General features: G+C 45.6%; 14 protein-coding genes and 1 pseudogene. 3 read left to right on the forward strand and 12 right to left on the reverse strand.

Annotated elements, in window-relative coordinates; all coding sequences use genetic code 11:
• Window positions 1–25: 25 nt before the first annotated feature.
• From LA20533_RS02745 to LA20533_RS02755, 3 genes are all read left to right on the forward strand, one after another.
• Entirely contained in the window at window positions 26–535 is a 510-nt protein-coding gene (locus LA20533_RS02745) for a YbhB/YbcL family Raf kinase inhibitor-like protein (RefSeq protein WP_054746317.1), read from the forward strand.
• 56 nt (window positions 536–591) lie between these two features.
• Window positions 592–1,527, forward strand: a complete 936-nt coding sequence (locus tag LA20533_RS02750; protein ID WP_054746316.1) for an aldo/keto reductase — start codon at window positions 592–594, stop codon at window positions 1,525–1,527.
• Between the two features lie 338 nt (window positions 1,528–1,865).
• A complete protein-coding gene (locus LA20533_RS02755; RefSeq protein ID WP_054746315.1) occupies window positions 1,866–2,639 on the forward strand; it encodes a nucleoside phosphorylase in 774 nt (257 codons plus the stop codon).
• A 237-nt stretch (window positions 2,640–2,876) separates the two neighbouring features.
• Here the strand turns inward: LA20533_RS02755 and LA20533_RS08420 are convergent.
• The 12 genes and pseudogenes from LA20533_RS08420 to LA20533_RS02820 form a co-directional block, all read right to left on the reverse strand.
• A pseudogene (locus LA20533_RS08420) lies at window positions 2,877–3,774 on the reverse strand (glycoside hydrolase family 1 protein); the annotation flags it as partial.
• 46 nt (window positions 3,775–3,820) lie between these two features.
• Window positions 3,821–5,092 (reverse strand): ISL3 family transposase, encoded by a 1,272-nt coding sequence (locus LA20533_RS02770; RefSeq protein WP_054746314.1) that lies wholly within the window; start codon window positions 5,090–5,092, stop codon window positions 3,821–3,823.
• A 149-nt stretch (window positions 5,093–5,241) separates the two neighbouring features.
• Complete coding sequence (locus LA20533_RS08945) at window positions 5,242–5,523, reverse strand: family 1 glycosylhydrolase (RefSeq protein ID WP_056946703.1); 282 nt, start codon at window positions 5,521–5,523, stop codon at window positions 5,242–5,244.
• Window positions 5,524–5,642: 119 nt separating this feature from the next.
• Window positions 5,643–6,998 (reverse strand): MATE family efflux transporter, encoded by a 1,356-nt coding sequence (locus LA20533_RS02780; protein ID WP_054746312.1) that lies wholly within the window; start codon window positions 6,996–6,998, stop codon window positions 5,643–5,645.
• A gap of 662 nt (window positions 6,999–7,660) precedes the next feature.
• A complete protein-coding gene (locus tag LA20533_RS08940; RefSeq protein WP_056946705.1) occupies window positions 7,661–8,527 on the reverse strand; it encodes a TPM domain-containing protein in 867 nt (288 codons plus the stop codon).
• A 28-nt stretch (window positions 8,528–8,555) separates the two neighbouring features.
• Window positions 8,556–9,140: a LemA family protein gene (locus LA20533_RS02790; RefSeq protein WP_056946708.1), complete on the reverse strand. Its 585-nt coding sequence runs from the start codon at window positions 9,138–9,140 to the stop codon at window positions 8,556–8,558.
• A gap of 95 nt (window positions 9,141–9,235) precedes the next feature.
• Entirely contained in the window at window positions 9,236–9,781 is a 546-nt protein-coding gene (locus tag LA20533_RS02795; protein WP_054746242.1) for a cysteine hydrolase family protein, read from the reverse strand.
• Window positions 9,781–10,263, reverse strand: a complete 483-nt coding sequence (locus LA20533_RS02800) for a deaminase (RefSeq protein ID WP_054746243.1) — start codon at window positions 10,261–10,263, stop codon at window positions 9,781–9,783. The genes LA20533_RS02795 and LA20533_RS02800 overlap by 1 nt, the downstream gene beginning before the upstream one ends.
• 55 nt (window positions 10,264–10,318) lie before the next feature.
• A complete protein-coding gene (gene trpS, locus LA20533_RS02805; RefSeq protein ID WP_056946711.1) occupies window positions 10,319–11,335 on the reverse strand; it encodes a tryptophan--tRNA ligase in 1,017 nt (338 codons plus the stop codon).
• Window positions 11,336–11,587: 252 nt separating this feature from the next.
• Window positions 11,588–12,922, reverse strand: a complete 1,335-nt coding sequence (locus LA20533_RS02810) for a dihydrolipoyl dehydrogenase family protein (protein ID WP_054746244.1) — start codon at window positions 12,920–12,922, stop codon at window positions 11,588–11,590.
• Between the two features lie 45 nt (window positions 12,923–12,967).
• Window positions 12,968–13,939, reverse strand: a complete 972-nt coding sequence (locus tag LA20533_RS02815; protein WP_054746245.1) for an ABC transporter ATP-binding protein — start codon at window positions 13,937–13,939, stop codon at window positions 12,968–12,970.
• Entirely contained in the window at window positions 13,939–15,468 is a 1,530-nt protein-coding gene (locus tag LA20533_RS02820) for an ABC transporter permease/substrate-binding protein (RefSeq protein ID WP_056946715.1), read from the reverse strand. Before LA20533_RS02820 ends, LA20533_RS02815 begins: the two co-directional genes overlap by 1 nt.
• Window positions 15,469–15,609 lie beyond the last annotated feature (141 nt).

The raw sequence follows: 15,609 nt of genomic DNA on the forward strand, positions 1-15,609 counted from the left end.
GCATCCGCTTTCAAAGGAGGTAGCAATGGAAATTAGCACACCATTAGAGAATGGCTATTTACCACCAGAGTATAGCAAGCAGGCTTCGGCCGAGAATTTATTGGCGCAAACACCGGTGCTCTCCCCACCCCTATCTATCAGTGGGGTACCACAAACAGCCAAAAGTCTGGCACTCATTATGCTGGATCATGACGCCATCCCCGTGAGTGGCTTCACTTGGATTCACTGGGTGACTTTAATCACCGACCCTCAGCAAATTGAGTTAACGGCTGGCGTAAGCCAAGAGAATCCACCCTACCTAATTCAAGGCAAGAACAGTAACGCTGGCGGATTAGTCAACATGCAGAACAAGGCGGTCACGGAGCGTTACACGGGACCGCAACCGCCAAATGTGGACCATGAGTACCAATTCGAATTGGTTGCTCTAGACAACGTGCCGACCGTAAAGCCGGGATTTTGGCTCAACGAACTTTACCACCAGATGCATGGACACGAGTTAGCCCACAGTACGTTCAAGTTTCTTGGCAAGAAATAACAGCCTGTCGGATAACAGAAACGACAGAAAAGCATAAGCGAAAAGAGGAAATGAATATGCGTTATACAGAATTAGGTACGAGTAATTTAAGAGTTTCGGAGATTGCACTGGGATTGATGCGAATCTCGAACAAGACAACTGAAGAAGTAGTCGAACTACTAGAAACAGCCGTAGACCTGGGCATTAACTTCTTCGATCTGGCAGACATTTATGCTGGCGGGGTCTCAGAGCAGAAATTTGGTGAGGCGCTGAAAGCTTCTAGCATCGACCGCGACAAGATTCTTGTTCAGACCAAGACCGGGATTGTCCAAAGAACTGATGGTCAAAATGGAATGTTTGACTTCTCTAAGGAACATATCCTGAAGACAGTTGATGAATCATTGCAAAGAATGCAACTTGATTATGTGGACACACTATTATTACACAGGCCGGATGCGCTAATGGAGCCCGCAGAGATTGCGGAGACATTTAATCAGCTCCGTCAAGAAGGCAAGGTACGGTATTTCGGTATCAGCAACATGAATCGGTATCAGACCGAATACCTGCAAAGCTTTCTTAATACCTATTTGGTCACTAACCAACTCCAATTTGGCTTAGGTCACACAGGCATGGTCGACTTTGGCCTCTTCACCAACATGGACGTCCCAGAGGGTCACGATCACGACTCAGGCCTGTACCCTTACATCCAACAAACTGGGATGACACTTCAGGCATGGTCACCATACCAGTTCGGCAACTTCTCGGGTGTCTTCATCGACAATCCGAAGTTTCCGGAACTGAATGCCGAGATGGAAAAAGTCGCCCAGAATCACGGCGTAACGAAGAACGCGGTCGCCAGCGCATGGATCCTTCGGTTACCTGCCAGCACTCAGGTTATTGCGGGAACAACGAAGCCGAGCCGGTTGAAAGAAATCGCCGCAGGAACGGATTTCGAATTGAGCAAAGGTGAATGGTACAACCTCTACCAGGCAAGCGGACATAAATTACCATAGACAATCAAAATCTGATAACTAAAAAAGTCAAGTATATTAGGCTTTATCTACAATTTTAGTTTGTTTCAGCACAAAAAATATGTACACTCAAATAATCCTTGGGGCTTGTCAAAAAAAATACAAGATGCTAGGCTTAAAAGTGATTAATGACAACGTTTTGTGGAAATGTCATAATCGTATCTTTGATTGATTAAAACCAAATGGTGTATTGTGGACAAGAGGCGGTCCATTGCACCAATCGAGATCTTCTTCATTCCTTTGGATGTTGAAGATCTTTTTTTATTTAAGTACCAGTGGTGTAATATGGAACAATAATTTAAATGAAAGAGGTATATGAGATGATTTTAGAAGAATTTGACCCTAATCGACAGGCTATCATTAATCCACAAGACTTATACAAACCGATTGAAGGATTTCCCAAAGTAGTCATATCGTGCTTTTCAAGAGTAACTTTTGCGCGCCTACTTGAGAATTACGAACATGACGAAATTACAAGAACATCTATGGCTAACTTTGAAGTCATTGTCTATGGGATTACTATTGGAGACCAACAGATTGCTGTCTTTAATGCGCCAGTTGGGGCTGCTTCCTGTGTGGGAATTATAGAGGATTTGATTCAATTTGGGATGGAAAAACTCGTTCTCTTTGGGACTTGTGGGGTTTTGAACCAAGATATTGAGGCGACCTCCATCATCATTCCAACATCCGCCCTTCGAGACGAGGGGACTAGTTATCACTATCTTCCAGCAAGTAATGAAGTGGAAGTGAACAAGGGAATCCTTCCTCTCTTCCAATCTTTTCTGGATAGTCACAAGATTTCGTATCAAAAAGGAAAAGTTTGGACGACCGATGCTCCCTATCGGGAAACCATCGGCAAGATGAAGCGTCGAAAGGAATCAGGGGCTATCTGCGTCGATATGGAGTGCTCTGCCGTGGCGGCATTAGCAGCCTTTAGGGGCTTTGAACTCTGCCATTTCTTCTACGCGGCGGACCACCTCTCGGAAGAAAAATGGGATATCAGAACCTTATCTAGTCATTCGGACTTAGATAGTAAGGACCGAATCGCAGACTTGGCAATCCAATTTGCACTCTTTTGGGAAAAGGCTGACTAAATAAACCAAACTTTAATGTATTGATACCAATCGCCTCTAATAATATTAATACTTAATGTTATTATGCAGTTAAATCAACTATTTATATGAAACTTTTAGTGTTATCAAAATCAAATTGAGATTTATCTTCAGTTACCAAAAAGTTACTAAAATTTGAAAAATGAGTCTATTTTGAAAGATTCAAAAGTCCTAAAACCCTATTAAATCAAGGTTATAAGATTTAAAAAATGTATTCATAGAACTCAAAATCCAGAGCGGCTTGTGATACCGATCCCACAATGTGTTCAGCGCAATCCGCAGGACGTCGGGGTCAGTTGCCCAGCCCCAATCGTTAGTCTTCAAATACGGATTCTTAACGCCGGACATGAAGTTGCCACCGCTCTTCCCGGTTTCATAGTGCGTTGTGACAACGTTTGAAGCGTAGCAAGAGAAACTCAGGAAGTCAGCAGAATAATTCTTAAGTAGCTCATAATCCTCTGGTGTATCGTCGAGCTTGATCCCTTCACGTTCATAAAGCTTCAGGCGGTAATCAGGATACCGGCCGCCCGTCTGGACATCCGTGTAGAATAGGCTTCTCTGTGCTGATGTCATGGCCAAAAGTTGGTCTTTAGGATCGGGCGTAGAGTTGTGAATAGGCCAACATCTGACCGACCTTGTTTGCCGGATCGATTTCGTGAGCCAACTTAACATCCTTTGCACTCGCAACAAACTGGTTGTGCGCAGCCTGTGCCTTGTTCTGAGGTGTGCCATCAATCAAACCGCCACCCATGTAGGGTGCAAATTCCATGATGTTAATTTCGTTGAATGTTAACCAATATTTCACCTTGTCCTGATAGCGTGTAAAAACCGTTTTACAATAATTGATGTAGAAATCAATCAACTTCCGGCTCGCCCAGCCATTATAGTTAATCGCTAGCGCCAACGGGGTTTCATAGTGCGATAGGGTAACGAGTGGTTCGATACCATACTTGTGGCATTCGTCAAAGACACGGTCATAGAACTGCAATCCCGCCTCATTTGGCTACTGGTCATCACCATTAGTAAAAATTCTGGACCAGTTAATACTCAGGCGGAAAACCTTGAAGCCCATCTCGCCCATCAGCTTGATATCTTCCTCATAGTCGTGGTAGAAATCGGCTCTTCGTCAACTGTTGTTGGTGAATCCATATTTCGAGTTCTAATCACTTCGTGATTAGGGCTCTTTTTGTTTTGATTTTGAAAACGTATAGTACTCGAGTTCTAAACCTCCAGAAGCTGCGATAGCCAAAACTGGCTCGTTTGATCGCCTTGATTTTATTATTAGAACCTTCCAAAGGACCATTTGAATAGTGTGTGGTAAAGGTGTTACGAATCTCATCATGATGGCTTTCAAGTGTTTTAATCGTGTTCTTCATTTCTTCAGAATACGTTTTGTTATTCCAAAATGCCGCATTGTAGTTATGCCAATCTTGATGTTGGACAGCTGACCGGACGCTGTTTAAGACTTGATAAGTTTGTTCTAGTTCTGAATCCAACGATAACAGCTGATGGACAACATCGGTGGCAGCCATCCAGTAAGGAAAATTAGTCCACTTTTTGAATTGTTCAAAGTTAAGCTGTTCAGTTGGTACTAACAACAGCTTCCAGTAGCGCTTAAGGGCGTGAAATTCGCGAGAAGACGGGGTAAACTTCTTCATCACCTTGATTCTGGTTTTGTTAAACGCCCGATTTAGGGCGTTGATAATATGAAACTTGTCCATGACCACCATGGCATTGGGGAACACGGTCTGCACAAGCTTGGGGTAGGTATAATTCATATCAGTCACAATAATTTTGACGTTTTCTCGGTCAGCTTGATCGAAGCGGTAAAAATACTTCTCTAGTTTATTGATGGTTCGATAAGGGAGTAAGTCGATTAATTCATGGGTTTCGCCATTCATGAACTCAAAGCTCATGGCACCAGTAGCGCTCTTGGTACTCTTCACCTCATCCATTAAGATGATCTCTGGTAAATAGTGCCAATTGGTTTGAAAGTCTCGTTCAGCGCGCATTAACTGGCGGCCCACAAATGAATCTGATGCCGATACTTCATTGGCAATGTGCTTCAAAGAGACCGGTTCACCGAGCTTCTCTAGGCATTCTTTGCGGCTGGTGTTTGAAATTGTACAGTGTTTCGGAACTGCCACTGTTTGTGCAAGAAAGTTGCCGTGACATTCTTTACAGTGGAAATAGCGGCGCTTTAAGGCTAAGATGACGGTGTTGCTCAGAACCTTCGAGAATCTGATAGTGGTATTGCGCCAGCCGTAGTTAATAATCTTTTGATCATTGATAATCCCGCACTTGGGACAAGCCTTCGGCGTGTAATCCAAGTGGCCAGTTAAGCGAATAACCCCGTCTTCTCCAGTTTCACCGTCAGTAATTTTTAGGTTCTCGTCAGCTATTCCTAATAATAATTTTGTAGTATCATGACACATAGGGCATTTCCTTCTTTCTGAAAAATCTTCGTGGTGGTTGACTTGGATGAACGGACAGGAAATGTCCGCTTTTTTATTCTAGCCATAAATAAAAAATCTGTCATCAGTAATAGATGAAAATCTATTACCAACAACAGATATTGTAGAACCTAGAAATCCGTGCCCTCATGGCTTGGGTAATACTCTCCGTCAAGTACGGCAGGCACTGTTCCCTCGGGCACAACCCGTGTTCCCTTACCAAACATCAAGAAGTCACTGCTTCCAGTTTCGCCTGTGGTTGGATTATTCCAGGTAATAGCACGTGGCCGGTCGACAGCCCCACCTTTCATCACGTCGGCAGTACTCAGTCCCTTACCATCTACGTCATAGGCACCCTCGTATTGGTTGGCAGCAGTTGCGCCACCCCATAAAAATTCTTTCTTAAATGCCATAATATTTCCTTTTTCCAAATCAAGTTACTTTTACTATAAAACGAAAGCGTTTTCTGCAATAAGTACAAAATAAAAAAGCTGACGCATCAGCTTTTTTCTAGCACATTATTGCGTGAATCCTATTGATTGTTCTTGACCACAATCTTGTCACGCTCACGTAGTTGTTTCATCGTCGTCAGGTACGATGGGATGAGGACCATGAGCGAGCCAAACCAGGCCAAGGGATTGGCTAAACAGGCTCCAAGGAATTCGAAGTTAGCCACCAGAACCAGGCCAGCAAACGCCCGCATCATTAGCTCGAATACACCAGCAATCGTTGGAATCATGCTTTTACCAAGTCCCTGCAGGGTATACCTGAGAACGAACAAGGTGGACAACAGCCAATACATGCTGCTAACAACGTAGAAGTATTGCTGGGCTAGAGTAGTAACCGCCGGTTGGTCGTTGCCGACAAAGAAGTTCACTAGTGGCCGGCCAAAGATGATAATTAAGCCACCCAGAACAATACTAATCCCAATGGATAAGAGTAAAATTTGTTTCACGCCCTTGATGATGCGCCCGTACTTTCTGGCGCCAAAGTTTTGTGCCACAAACGTCGCCATGGCAATGCCAAACGACATTACTGGCAGGGTTGCAACCTGATCGATTTTACCAGCAGCGGTGTAAGCTGCGATTGATTGTGGTCCCAGTGTATTCAACATTAACTGCAGAATGACACTACCAATGGCAATAATTGACGACTGGAACCCCATCGGCAGACCCAACCGCAGGTGGTCGATAAAATCTTGCTTAGAAATCTTGAAGTCTTCGCGCCGTAATTGGAGATATGGGACAGACTTTCTGATATACAGGATACATAGAATCATCGAAATTCCCTGCGATGAAACAGTCGCAATCCCGGCAGCCACAGTGCCAATATGCAGAACCGCAATTAGGACAATATCAATTGCCACGTTAATCACGACGGCTACGACTAGAAAAATCAATGGTGTGCGACTGTCGCCGAGTGCCATAAGGACATTAGCGAGCAAGTTATACCCGATGGCTACTGAGAAGCCAGCAAAGATTACAATCAGGAAGTCGTATGCCTGATCAATAATCTCTGGTGGTGTCTGCATCAATTGTAGAATCTCACGACAGAACACAACGCTCAGAGTCGTCATCACAATGGAAATTGCCAGGCTGATTACGATGCTCGTCGCAAAGCTTTTCCGGACACCCTTATAATCACGAGCGCCAAAGAGCTGTGCGGTCTTGATTGAGAGACCACTAGTGGCACCTTGTGCAAAGCCGATGATCAGAAATGTCAGGCTATTCGTCGAACCAACGGCTGCCAATGCGTTCACGCCGAGGAAGCGGCCGACTATTAGTGTGTCGGATAAAGTATAGAATTGCTGAAATAGGTTTCCAATTAGGAGTGGAATTGAGAAAATTGCAATAATTTTTAATGGGTTGCCGCGGGTTAAGTCTTTCATTAATGTTCTCCAGAAAAGTAAATTAATGACTATTTTAGTCTTTTTACTTGGTCAGTAAAAGTTCAAATCGGTTAATCCACGAATTATTAACGAAGATTGATCAAAATGCGTAGCAATTTGAGGCAAGCTAGTTGAGATGAGTGGATTGATTGGTGGAACACAGTTACAAGTTGTGACACCAATCGGTTAGTCCACGGATTATCAACGAAGATTGACCAAAATGCGTAGCAATTTGAGGCAAGCTAGTTGAGATGAGTGGATTGATTGGTGGAACACAGTTACAAGTTGTGACACAGCACGGTCAGCTTCTGAGTACTAGTTGATATATCTGATAGCTACAAAGTAGCTGTTAGATATGAGACTAGACGCAAGAAGTTGTGCTGTGGAACACAGTTACAAGTTGTGATAATCAACGTTCAACTCTTGAGTACTAGTAAAGCCTGACAAAGATTCACGGAGTGAAGCTAGGAAGGAAAGCTAGACGGAGAGAGTTGTTGATTGGAACACAGTTACAAGTTGTGATAATCAACGTTCAACTCTTGAGTACTAGTAAAGCCTGACAAAGATTCACGGAGTGAAGCTAGGAAGGAAAGCTAGACGGAGAGAGTTGTTGATTGGAACACAGTTACAGGTTGTGGCACAGCACGACTTGCAACAATCCACTAAATTGACGCTCCACCGCCACCGGATGAACCGCCTCCGCCCGAGAATCCTCCGCCACCACCGAAGCCGCCACCGCCCCAGTGATCATTATCATCATTTGAACCACCTGAGCCCAAGAAAATCAGCCACCATGGAATAGAAGACCCGTCAACACCACCCGGGCCCTTGGGGCCGCCTTTGCCGCCTCTTCCCCTGTACGAAGCGAAAAGCACGATGCCTGTAAACACAAGCAAACCGATGACAACTCCGATAGACTCCCCACTATTATCCGCTTCTTGAACTCGTTCAAGCTCCTCATCAGAAAGTGAGTTCTTATCTAGCTTGTAGCCGTACTCTTTGTCAATCAACGTCACAACAGCATTAAAGGTTTGCTGCAAGCCTTTATTCACCTTCGCCTTATCTGACGACTTTAGTAAATCAGCGTTATTACGCAAAATCGCACCAGCCTGCGAGTCAGTTACGGCTCCTTCTAAGCCATAACCAACCTCAATCCTGACGTTTCTCTCACCGTCATTTACCGCGTAGAGAATCAGCAGGCCGTTATCAGAAGATTTCTGACCAATATTCCACTTATCGAACAGCTCACTAGCATACTCGTCGATTGATTCCCCATCAGTCGACTTCACCACCGCCATAATTACCTGTGGCTTTTTGCCGGTATTCTCATAGGATTCGTTCTTGTTGAACACCAGCTGCTTGGTCTCATCATTCAGCAATAAAACTTGGTCGTAATAATATGTGCTGGGACTCGCCGGTAATTTCGCCGCCTCAACGGAATGCGAAAAGAAGCCACCCACAAATAGAGTAGCTCCTACAAATAGCAGTAATGCCAATATTTTACTTTTAATTAAACCAGTCTGCTTCATCAGCGTCTGCTACTTCCCACTTACTAAATTAATTGCCAAAGTCAACCGTTGGTGTCTTCTCGGCAGCATCAACCGCCTCAAAGTAAGGTTTCTTCCCCAGCCCCATCATGTTAGCGAAAATGTTCTTCGGGAAAGACACAACAGAACGATTATATGACTGCACTGCGAGGTTATATCTTCTTCTCTCGGTCGTAATCCGATTCTCCGTTCCTTCTAACTGAGTCATCAAGGTCTGCACGTTCTCATTTGAAGTCAAGCTCGGATAATTTTCTTGAATCACGTTCACCAACGTACCGACGGATTGGTCAAGATTGCCATTAGCTTCCATCTTCTCCTTATCCGTTGAGGCACTTCCGTAAGCCTTTCTGGCCTCCGCAATATCACCGAAAATCTTCTGTTCCTGCTTCATGCTACCCTTGACCGAATTAACCAGGTTCGGTACCAGGTCGTAGCGCCGTTGCATCTGGTTCTCGACCTGACCCCACTGCGCCTCTACGTCTTGGTTCTGCTTGGCCAGACCATTGTACATGCCGACGAAAATCGCAATGAGAATTACGACAACTCCACCGACAATCCACCAAGGATTGATTTTTGTTCTCTTCTTAGTTTCCATGAATGCACCTCTTCAATTGTTACTTAAATTTTATCATATCTGTTGAGGGATTACTGGTTTTCAGGATTTTTAACGAATTCTTTAGCTCTGGTAAATCATGCTTCGTAGACAGTTGCCCCAAGCGTATTTTTAAAGTGGTCAAGGGCCCACTCGTGACCTACCTGATTGAAGCTCGCCACACCATTTTGCGGGATGGCAATCTGATAACCCAGGTTATAGGCATCGAAAGCGGTATGGAGCACGCAGATGTCTGTCACCACGCCGACCAAGGTTAGCTCGGTAATCTTTCTTTCACGTAAACGTATATCCAAATCCGTCCCAGAAAAAGCGGAGTAGTGGCGTTTATCCATCCAGTAGATTGCATCCCGATTCTCGTCATAGAAGTTCTGTAGCGAACCATATAGCTGACGCCCGCTAGTCCCTACCAGATTATGCGGTGGGAACAACTTCATCTCGGGGTGATATGTATCCTTGACATCGTGCATGTCAACCGCCATCACCACAAAGTCCCCGTTAGCGACAAATTGTTGATTCAGCTCAACAATCTTTTGTTCAAGTGCCTGAGCGGGTTTGCCAGCGGTCAATTTACCATCATCCGCCACAAAATCATAGGTATAATCGATGTTAATCAATGCCTTCATTATTGTTCTCCTCTTGTGAGTTCTTGCAGTAATTCTCTCAGATAAGTGGGGTCCAGCGCAACCTTTTCGACCGGCAATTTCACATGTTCAATTAATTCAAGTGCCAAGGGGTTCGCGTGGTAATCATAGACGTAATTAATCTTCCGCACACCAGCCTGGATGAGCGCCTTCGTGCAATTGTAGCACGGGAAGTGAGTTACATAGATCTCAGCATCTTTTGCGACAATACCATTCGTGGCGCATTGTAATAATGCGTTAATCTCACTGTGGATTGTGCGGACACAATGACCGTCGACCATCTGATGTCCTACGTCATCACAATGTGGCTGGCCCTTTGCAGAACCGTTATAACCACTCGCAATCATTCTGTCTTCTTTAACTAACACACTGCCGACAAGTGCTCGATCACACGTGGACCGTTGTGCAATCACCAGCGCCTGCATCATAAAATACTGGGACCATGGAATTCTTTGATGGGTCATATTGAGAAACCTCCATTCAAACCAAACTAATCACAATAAAATCTACTTCTCTACTCTAACCAAAATAATTAAAGCCAATTGCAGCCCGAACCTCGGCTAGTGTCTGATTCGCCACCTCATTTGCTTTTCGTGAGCCGTCCTGTAACATCGCGTAAACCGCCGCCGGATCCTTTGCAAACTCCTCTCTACGTTCCCTAATCGGTGTGAGCTTCTTGTTCAGCACCTCAAACAGGTACTGCTTGATTTTAACATCACCCAAGCCACCTGCCCGGTACTGGTCCTTTAGCTCTCTAACGCGCGCCTGATCGTCATCGAACACGTCTAGGTACGTGAAAACCGTGTTGCCTTCGACATGGCCTGGATCCTGCACGTGAATGTGATTGGGATCCGTAAACATCTTCATGACCTTTTGCTGCAACTCTTCTTCAGAGTCGCTGAGGTAGATGGCATTATTAAGTGATTTACTCATCTTTTGGTTGCCGTCAAGTCCTGGTAAACGACCCTGACCCTTCGGTGGGAAATAGCCTTTGGGCTCTACCAAAACAGCTGTCTCATAGGCGTTGTTAAATGCCCGTACCACCTCGCGCGTCTGCTCAAGCATTGGTTCCTGATCGTCGCCAACCGGGACGACCGTGGCTTTAAATGCCGTGATATCCGCTGCTTGAGAGACCGGATAGATTAAAAATCCAGCGGGTAGCGACTCGCCGAAGCCCTTTTGCTGAATCTCCGCCTTGACAGTGGGATTCCGCTCTAAGCGCGCCACGCTGACCAGATCAAGGTAGTATGCTGTCAATTCGAACAATGCCGGTATTTGTGACTGCACAAAGATTGTTGATTTGGTTGGATCAAGGCCGACGGCCAAGTAGTCTAAAGCAACCTCAATCAGACTATTCCTGATTTTAGCTGGATTACGTGCGTTATCTGTTAATGCCTGCGTATCGGCAATCATGATGTACGGCTCATAATTGCCGCTGTTCTGAAGTTCCACCCGATTCTTGAGCGATCCTAAATAATGACCAATGTGTAGCTTACCAGTTGGGCGATCGCCCGTTAATATTATCTCTTTTGTCATCTTTCCTCCATAAAAAAAGCCCGTTGTTAAATAACAACAGGGCGAATTATCCGCGGTACCACCAGTTTTGAAGCCAAGGCTCCCACTCGTGTAGTATAAAGCCTACCACTTGTTGATCTGATCCAGTCCATTCACGATCAATCGCGGTCTTACACTATCACCGCTCGCTTCACTAGCAGATCGCTACTACTTCTGCACCTCAACTTTTACAAGTTTAATTCTAGCAAATTTACCGCTTTTGTCAAAAGCCGATTAAGCAAAGTACTGTAAATCGCTGGCCACGCTTGGGTACGCGAAGACCTTGTTCAACAATTCCTTGTGCGTAATATGTTGGTCAATGAGCCACATAAACTGATTAATCAAATCCTCTGCAGTACTACTCAACACGGCGGCACCAACTACTAGGTTGTTCGTGCAGTCAATCACGACCTTCACCCGTGCGACTTGTTCCTTGGTCCGATTGTACGAGTACCAGCCGGTCACATCTAAATCCTTCACTTGGTAGTGCTTCGAATCTGCCTTTGCGGCATCGGTAGTCACGCCGACCTGTGCCAGTTCGGTGGTTGAGAAGGTGATCTCTGGTACAACTGGTAGCGCAAATGGAACACTACTTTTCCCCAGAATGTGGGCGACGAGGTATCGGCTCATGTAGCCAGCAATCGGTGTTAATTTAGGAATGTTCAGGTCAGTGACATCACCGATGGCGAAAACATGCTCGTTTGTGGTCTGCAGATACTGGTCGACATGCACGCCACGGCGGCTAAACTCCACGTTCGCTTTTGCCAAATCAAGGGCTTCAATATTTGCCACCCGACCGGTTCCTGCATAGACCTGATCGGCCGTAATGGACCGTCCATCGGCAAGGACAACCTCAAATTGGTTGCCAACTTTTCTAATCTCAGTTGGACTGGCATTCAACTGGACGTCAATCCCAGAATCACGCATTAACTCAACCAATTGCTGCACTTCCTCCTCGTCGAAGCGTTTGAGGGGCCGCTCGTTATGATGAATCAAGTGAACCGTTGCCCCGGCTTGATGCGCGATGTTCGCCAACTCAAACGAGACGAAGCCCCCACCAACAAAAATCAATTCGTCTGGTAGGCAATCTAGGTCGAGAAAATCAGTTGACGTCATGAAGTATTCCTTCCCCGGAATATCGAGGATAGCTGGGCGGTGGCCCGTGGCAATCACGAAATTGGTAGCTTGGTAGGATTCGTCACCCACCATAATTGTGTGCTCAGCGGTAAAGCGTGCTGTGCCATGCACCGTTTTGACGCCACTATGCTTAAGACCTTCCTCGGTACCGCCGGGAATCGCTCTCGTATAGCCTCTTTTAAATTCCATCAATTCCGGCCAGTTGATCTCGGGAGCACTTTGGACGCCGAAGCCCGTCATCTGACGCGCACGTTGGCGCGTTTCAACTGCGGCGTAGAGCATCTTCTTCGGGTCGCAACCGAAGTTTGGACATGTGCCACCGTACAGATTATTCTCCACAATCATTACTTTGTGGCCGGCGGACTGCAGTCTACTTGCAGCAGCGACACCACCAGGTCCTGCACCAATTACTATTTCATCAAATTTTTCCATCAAAAATCCCTTCATTTCACGAACGACTATTAGTTTCACCAGTAATCAAGTGGTTATCCTAACTTGGGCCTCAAGCAGTTGTTGTCTAGTCAGGTAGCCCATCGTTCTGCTTCCATCAAGCACTTTGATGACATCTACGTTGCCAAACTTCTCGATGGCAGCGGTAATTGTTTGCTCAGTAGTGAGTTCTGCCATGCCCCTGCCGGACGTGGGCTTTTGCTTCAGCAGATAATCTCCCGTGCACAGATCCATCAATTTACGGGTCAGAAAATCTGCCTTCTGTTCCGGGGCAACCCCTGAGAAGAATTCCGTGATGAATTCATCCTGAGTATCGTTAACTAATTCAGCGGGAGTGGCCACCTTGATCACTTTTCCTTTGCGCATGACGGCAATCCGGTCGCCAAGCTTCAGCGCCTCTTTCATGTCATGCGTCACAAACACAATCGTCGTCTTAAGCGTTCGGTGTAACTCAAGAATCAGGTCCTGTAGTTGCGTTCTAGATAGTGGATCGAGTGCACTTAACGGCTCATCCATGAGCACAATTTCTGGTTGCGCAGCCAAGGCGCGCAAAATACCGACTCGTTGCTGCTCACCGCCTGATAACTCACGTGGGTATCTATTCCTGTACTGTTCGGGATCCAGTCCGACCTGTTGTAGCATCTTATCTATGCCCTGTTTTGTCTCCCTCTTATCCTTCCCGACCATATCCGGAATTACCGCAATGTTCTGGGCCACCGTCATGTTTGGAAAAAGGGCGATTTGCTGCAAAACATAGCCCATCTGCCACCTTAACTTCTGTAGATCATAGTCCTTGAACCTCTTGCCATTAATGTACAGATACCCATCGGTAATCTCATGCAAGCCATTGATCATCTTGATCGTAGTCGTCTTCCCGCTACCAGAGGGGCCAACAATCACAAATAGTTCGCCCTGTTCAATTTCCAGGTTCAAGTCATTAATGATTTGCTTACCATCAATTTGCTTACCAATATGGTCAAACTTAATAATTGGCTCCATTATTTATCACCAACCAATCCGTGTGTTTGCAGGAACTTGTGGGCAACAGCCTTTGGCTTCTCGTTGTGCACATTGACTGCATAATTCATTTCCTGCATCTGGTGCTCCGTAATCTTGCCCCGCAACTTATTCAGTGCCGCCACAACCTTCGGGTGCTTCTTAGCAAAACTCGTCTTCATCAGCGGTGCCCCTTGATATGAAGGAAAAACATTTTGATCGTCCGTTAACAAGCTGAGGTTATACTGCACTAATTCACTGTCGGTCGAATATGCATCTACGACCTGAACGGAATCGTTCTTAATGGCAGCGTAGCGCAGCTTTGGCTCCATCGTTTTAACCGTGAAGTTCAGCCCATACGCCTGCTTAATTGCCGGATAACCATCTGGCCGATCGGTGAATTCAAGCGTAAAGCCGGCGGTTTGGTTCCCGCCAATCTTTGCCAGGTCACCGATTGTCTTTAGGTTCTGGTTAGTGGCGAAACTCTTTTTGACGGCAATTGCATAAGTATTCTGATACTTCATCGGTGGCAGAAGTGTCATCTTACTTTGACTAGCAAGCAATTTTTTGGCTAATTGATAGGTCTCAGCAGGTGTCTTTACTTGATCAACCGCAGGTGTTTTCTTGACCAGGCTCTCCAGGACAGTTCCGGTAAATTCCGGATAAATATCCACCTGATTCGCTTTCAATGCCTCATAAACGAAGCTGGTCTTGCCGAAGTTCTGTTTCAGTTCAACGTTAATGTGGGGGTCGGCATCCTCAATCAATTCTTTGTACATGTTGATTAAAATATCTGGCTCAGATCCGAGTTTACCTGCAATCACAACTTTCTCTGTTTGATTTGCGGCTACATTCTGGTAAACTGCCTGACCGACGTAACCCACAAGAACCACTCCTAGTACCACAATGGCGTAAACTGGGCGTAATTTCTGCAAAAGGTTGATTAGACCCGAGATCAAGACAGCCAAGAGTGCGGAGCTGATGGCACCAATGAGAATTAGAGCCGTGTTGTTCCGGTCAATTCCAAGGAGAATGAAACTACCAAGGCCGCCTGCACCAATCAGGGCTGCTAGCGTCGCCGTCCCGACAATCATCACGAATGCAGTGCGAATGCCCGAAATAATTACGGGCATTGCAATTGGGAGCTCCACTTTAATTAGGCGCCGGCGAAATGACATCCCAAAGGCAACGGCTGCCTCCTCAATGGAGGGATTAATTTCCGTTAAGCCTAAGTAAGTATTCTGAAAGATGGGTAATATTGCGTAGATTACTAATGCAATCACCGCCGGTACCTGGCCGATACCCACAAGGGGGATCAACAGCCCAAGCAGTGCCAGAGAAGGAATCGTCTGCAAAATACCGGCAAGTTGTACCAGAATCTCGGCAAATCTCTGGTGCTTCTTAGCCCAAATTGCGAGCGGAATAGCGATTGCTATCGCCACCAGTAGGGCTAGTACAGAAATATTTAAATGTTCAAGTAGCGCCGTTAATAAGGCTGCTTTGCGTTCTACCAACGTCTGTATTATATTCATGTCTCAATCCTCTTCTTCCAGTATAACTATTTAATATAAATTCTCTACCTATTATGCTCTAAAATTTAATATTCGCTGGCCACTTTGCTTTACTTTAGCGCTACAATTGACTAAACTAAATTACCTTATTAAACGGTTAAA

The sequence above is a fragment of the Amylolactobacillus amylophilus DSM 20533 = JCM 1125 genome (assembly GCF_001936335.1).
Taxonomy (GTDB): Bacteria; Bacillota; Bacilli; order Lactobacillales; family Lactobacillaceae; genus Amylolactobacillus; species Amylolactobacillus amylophilus.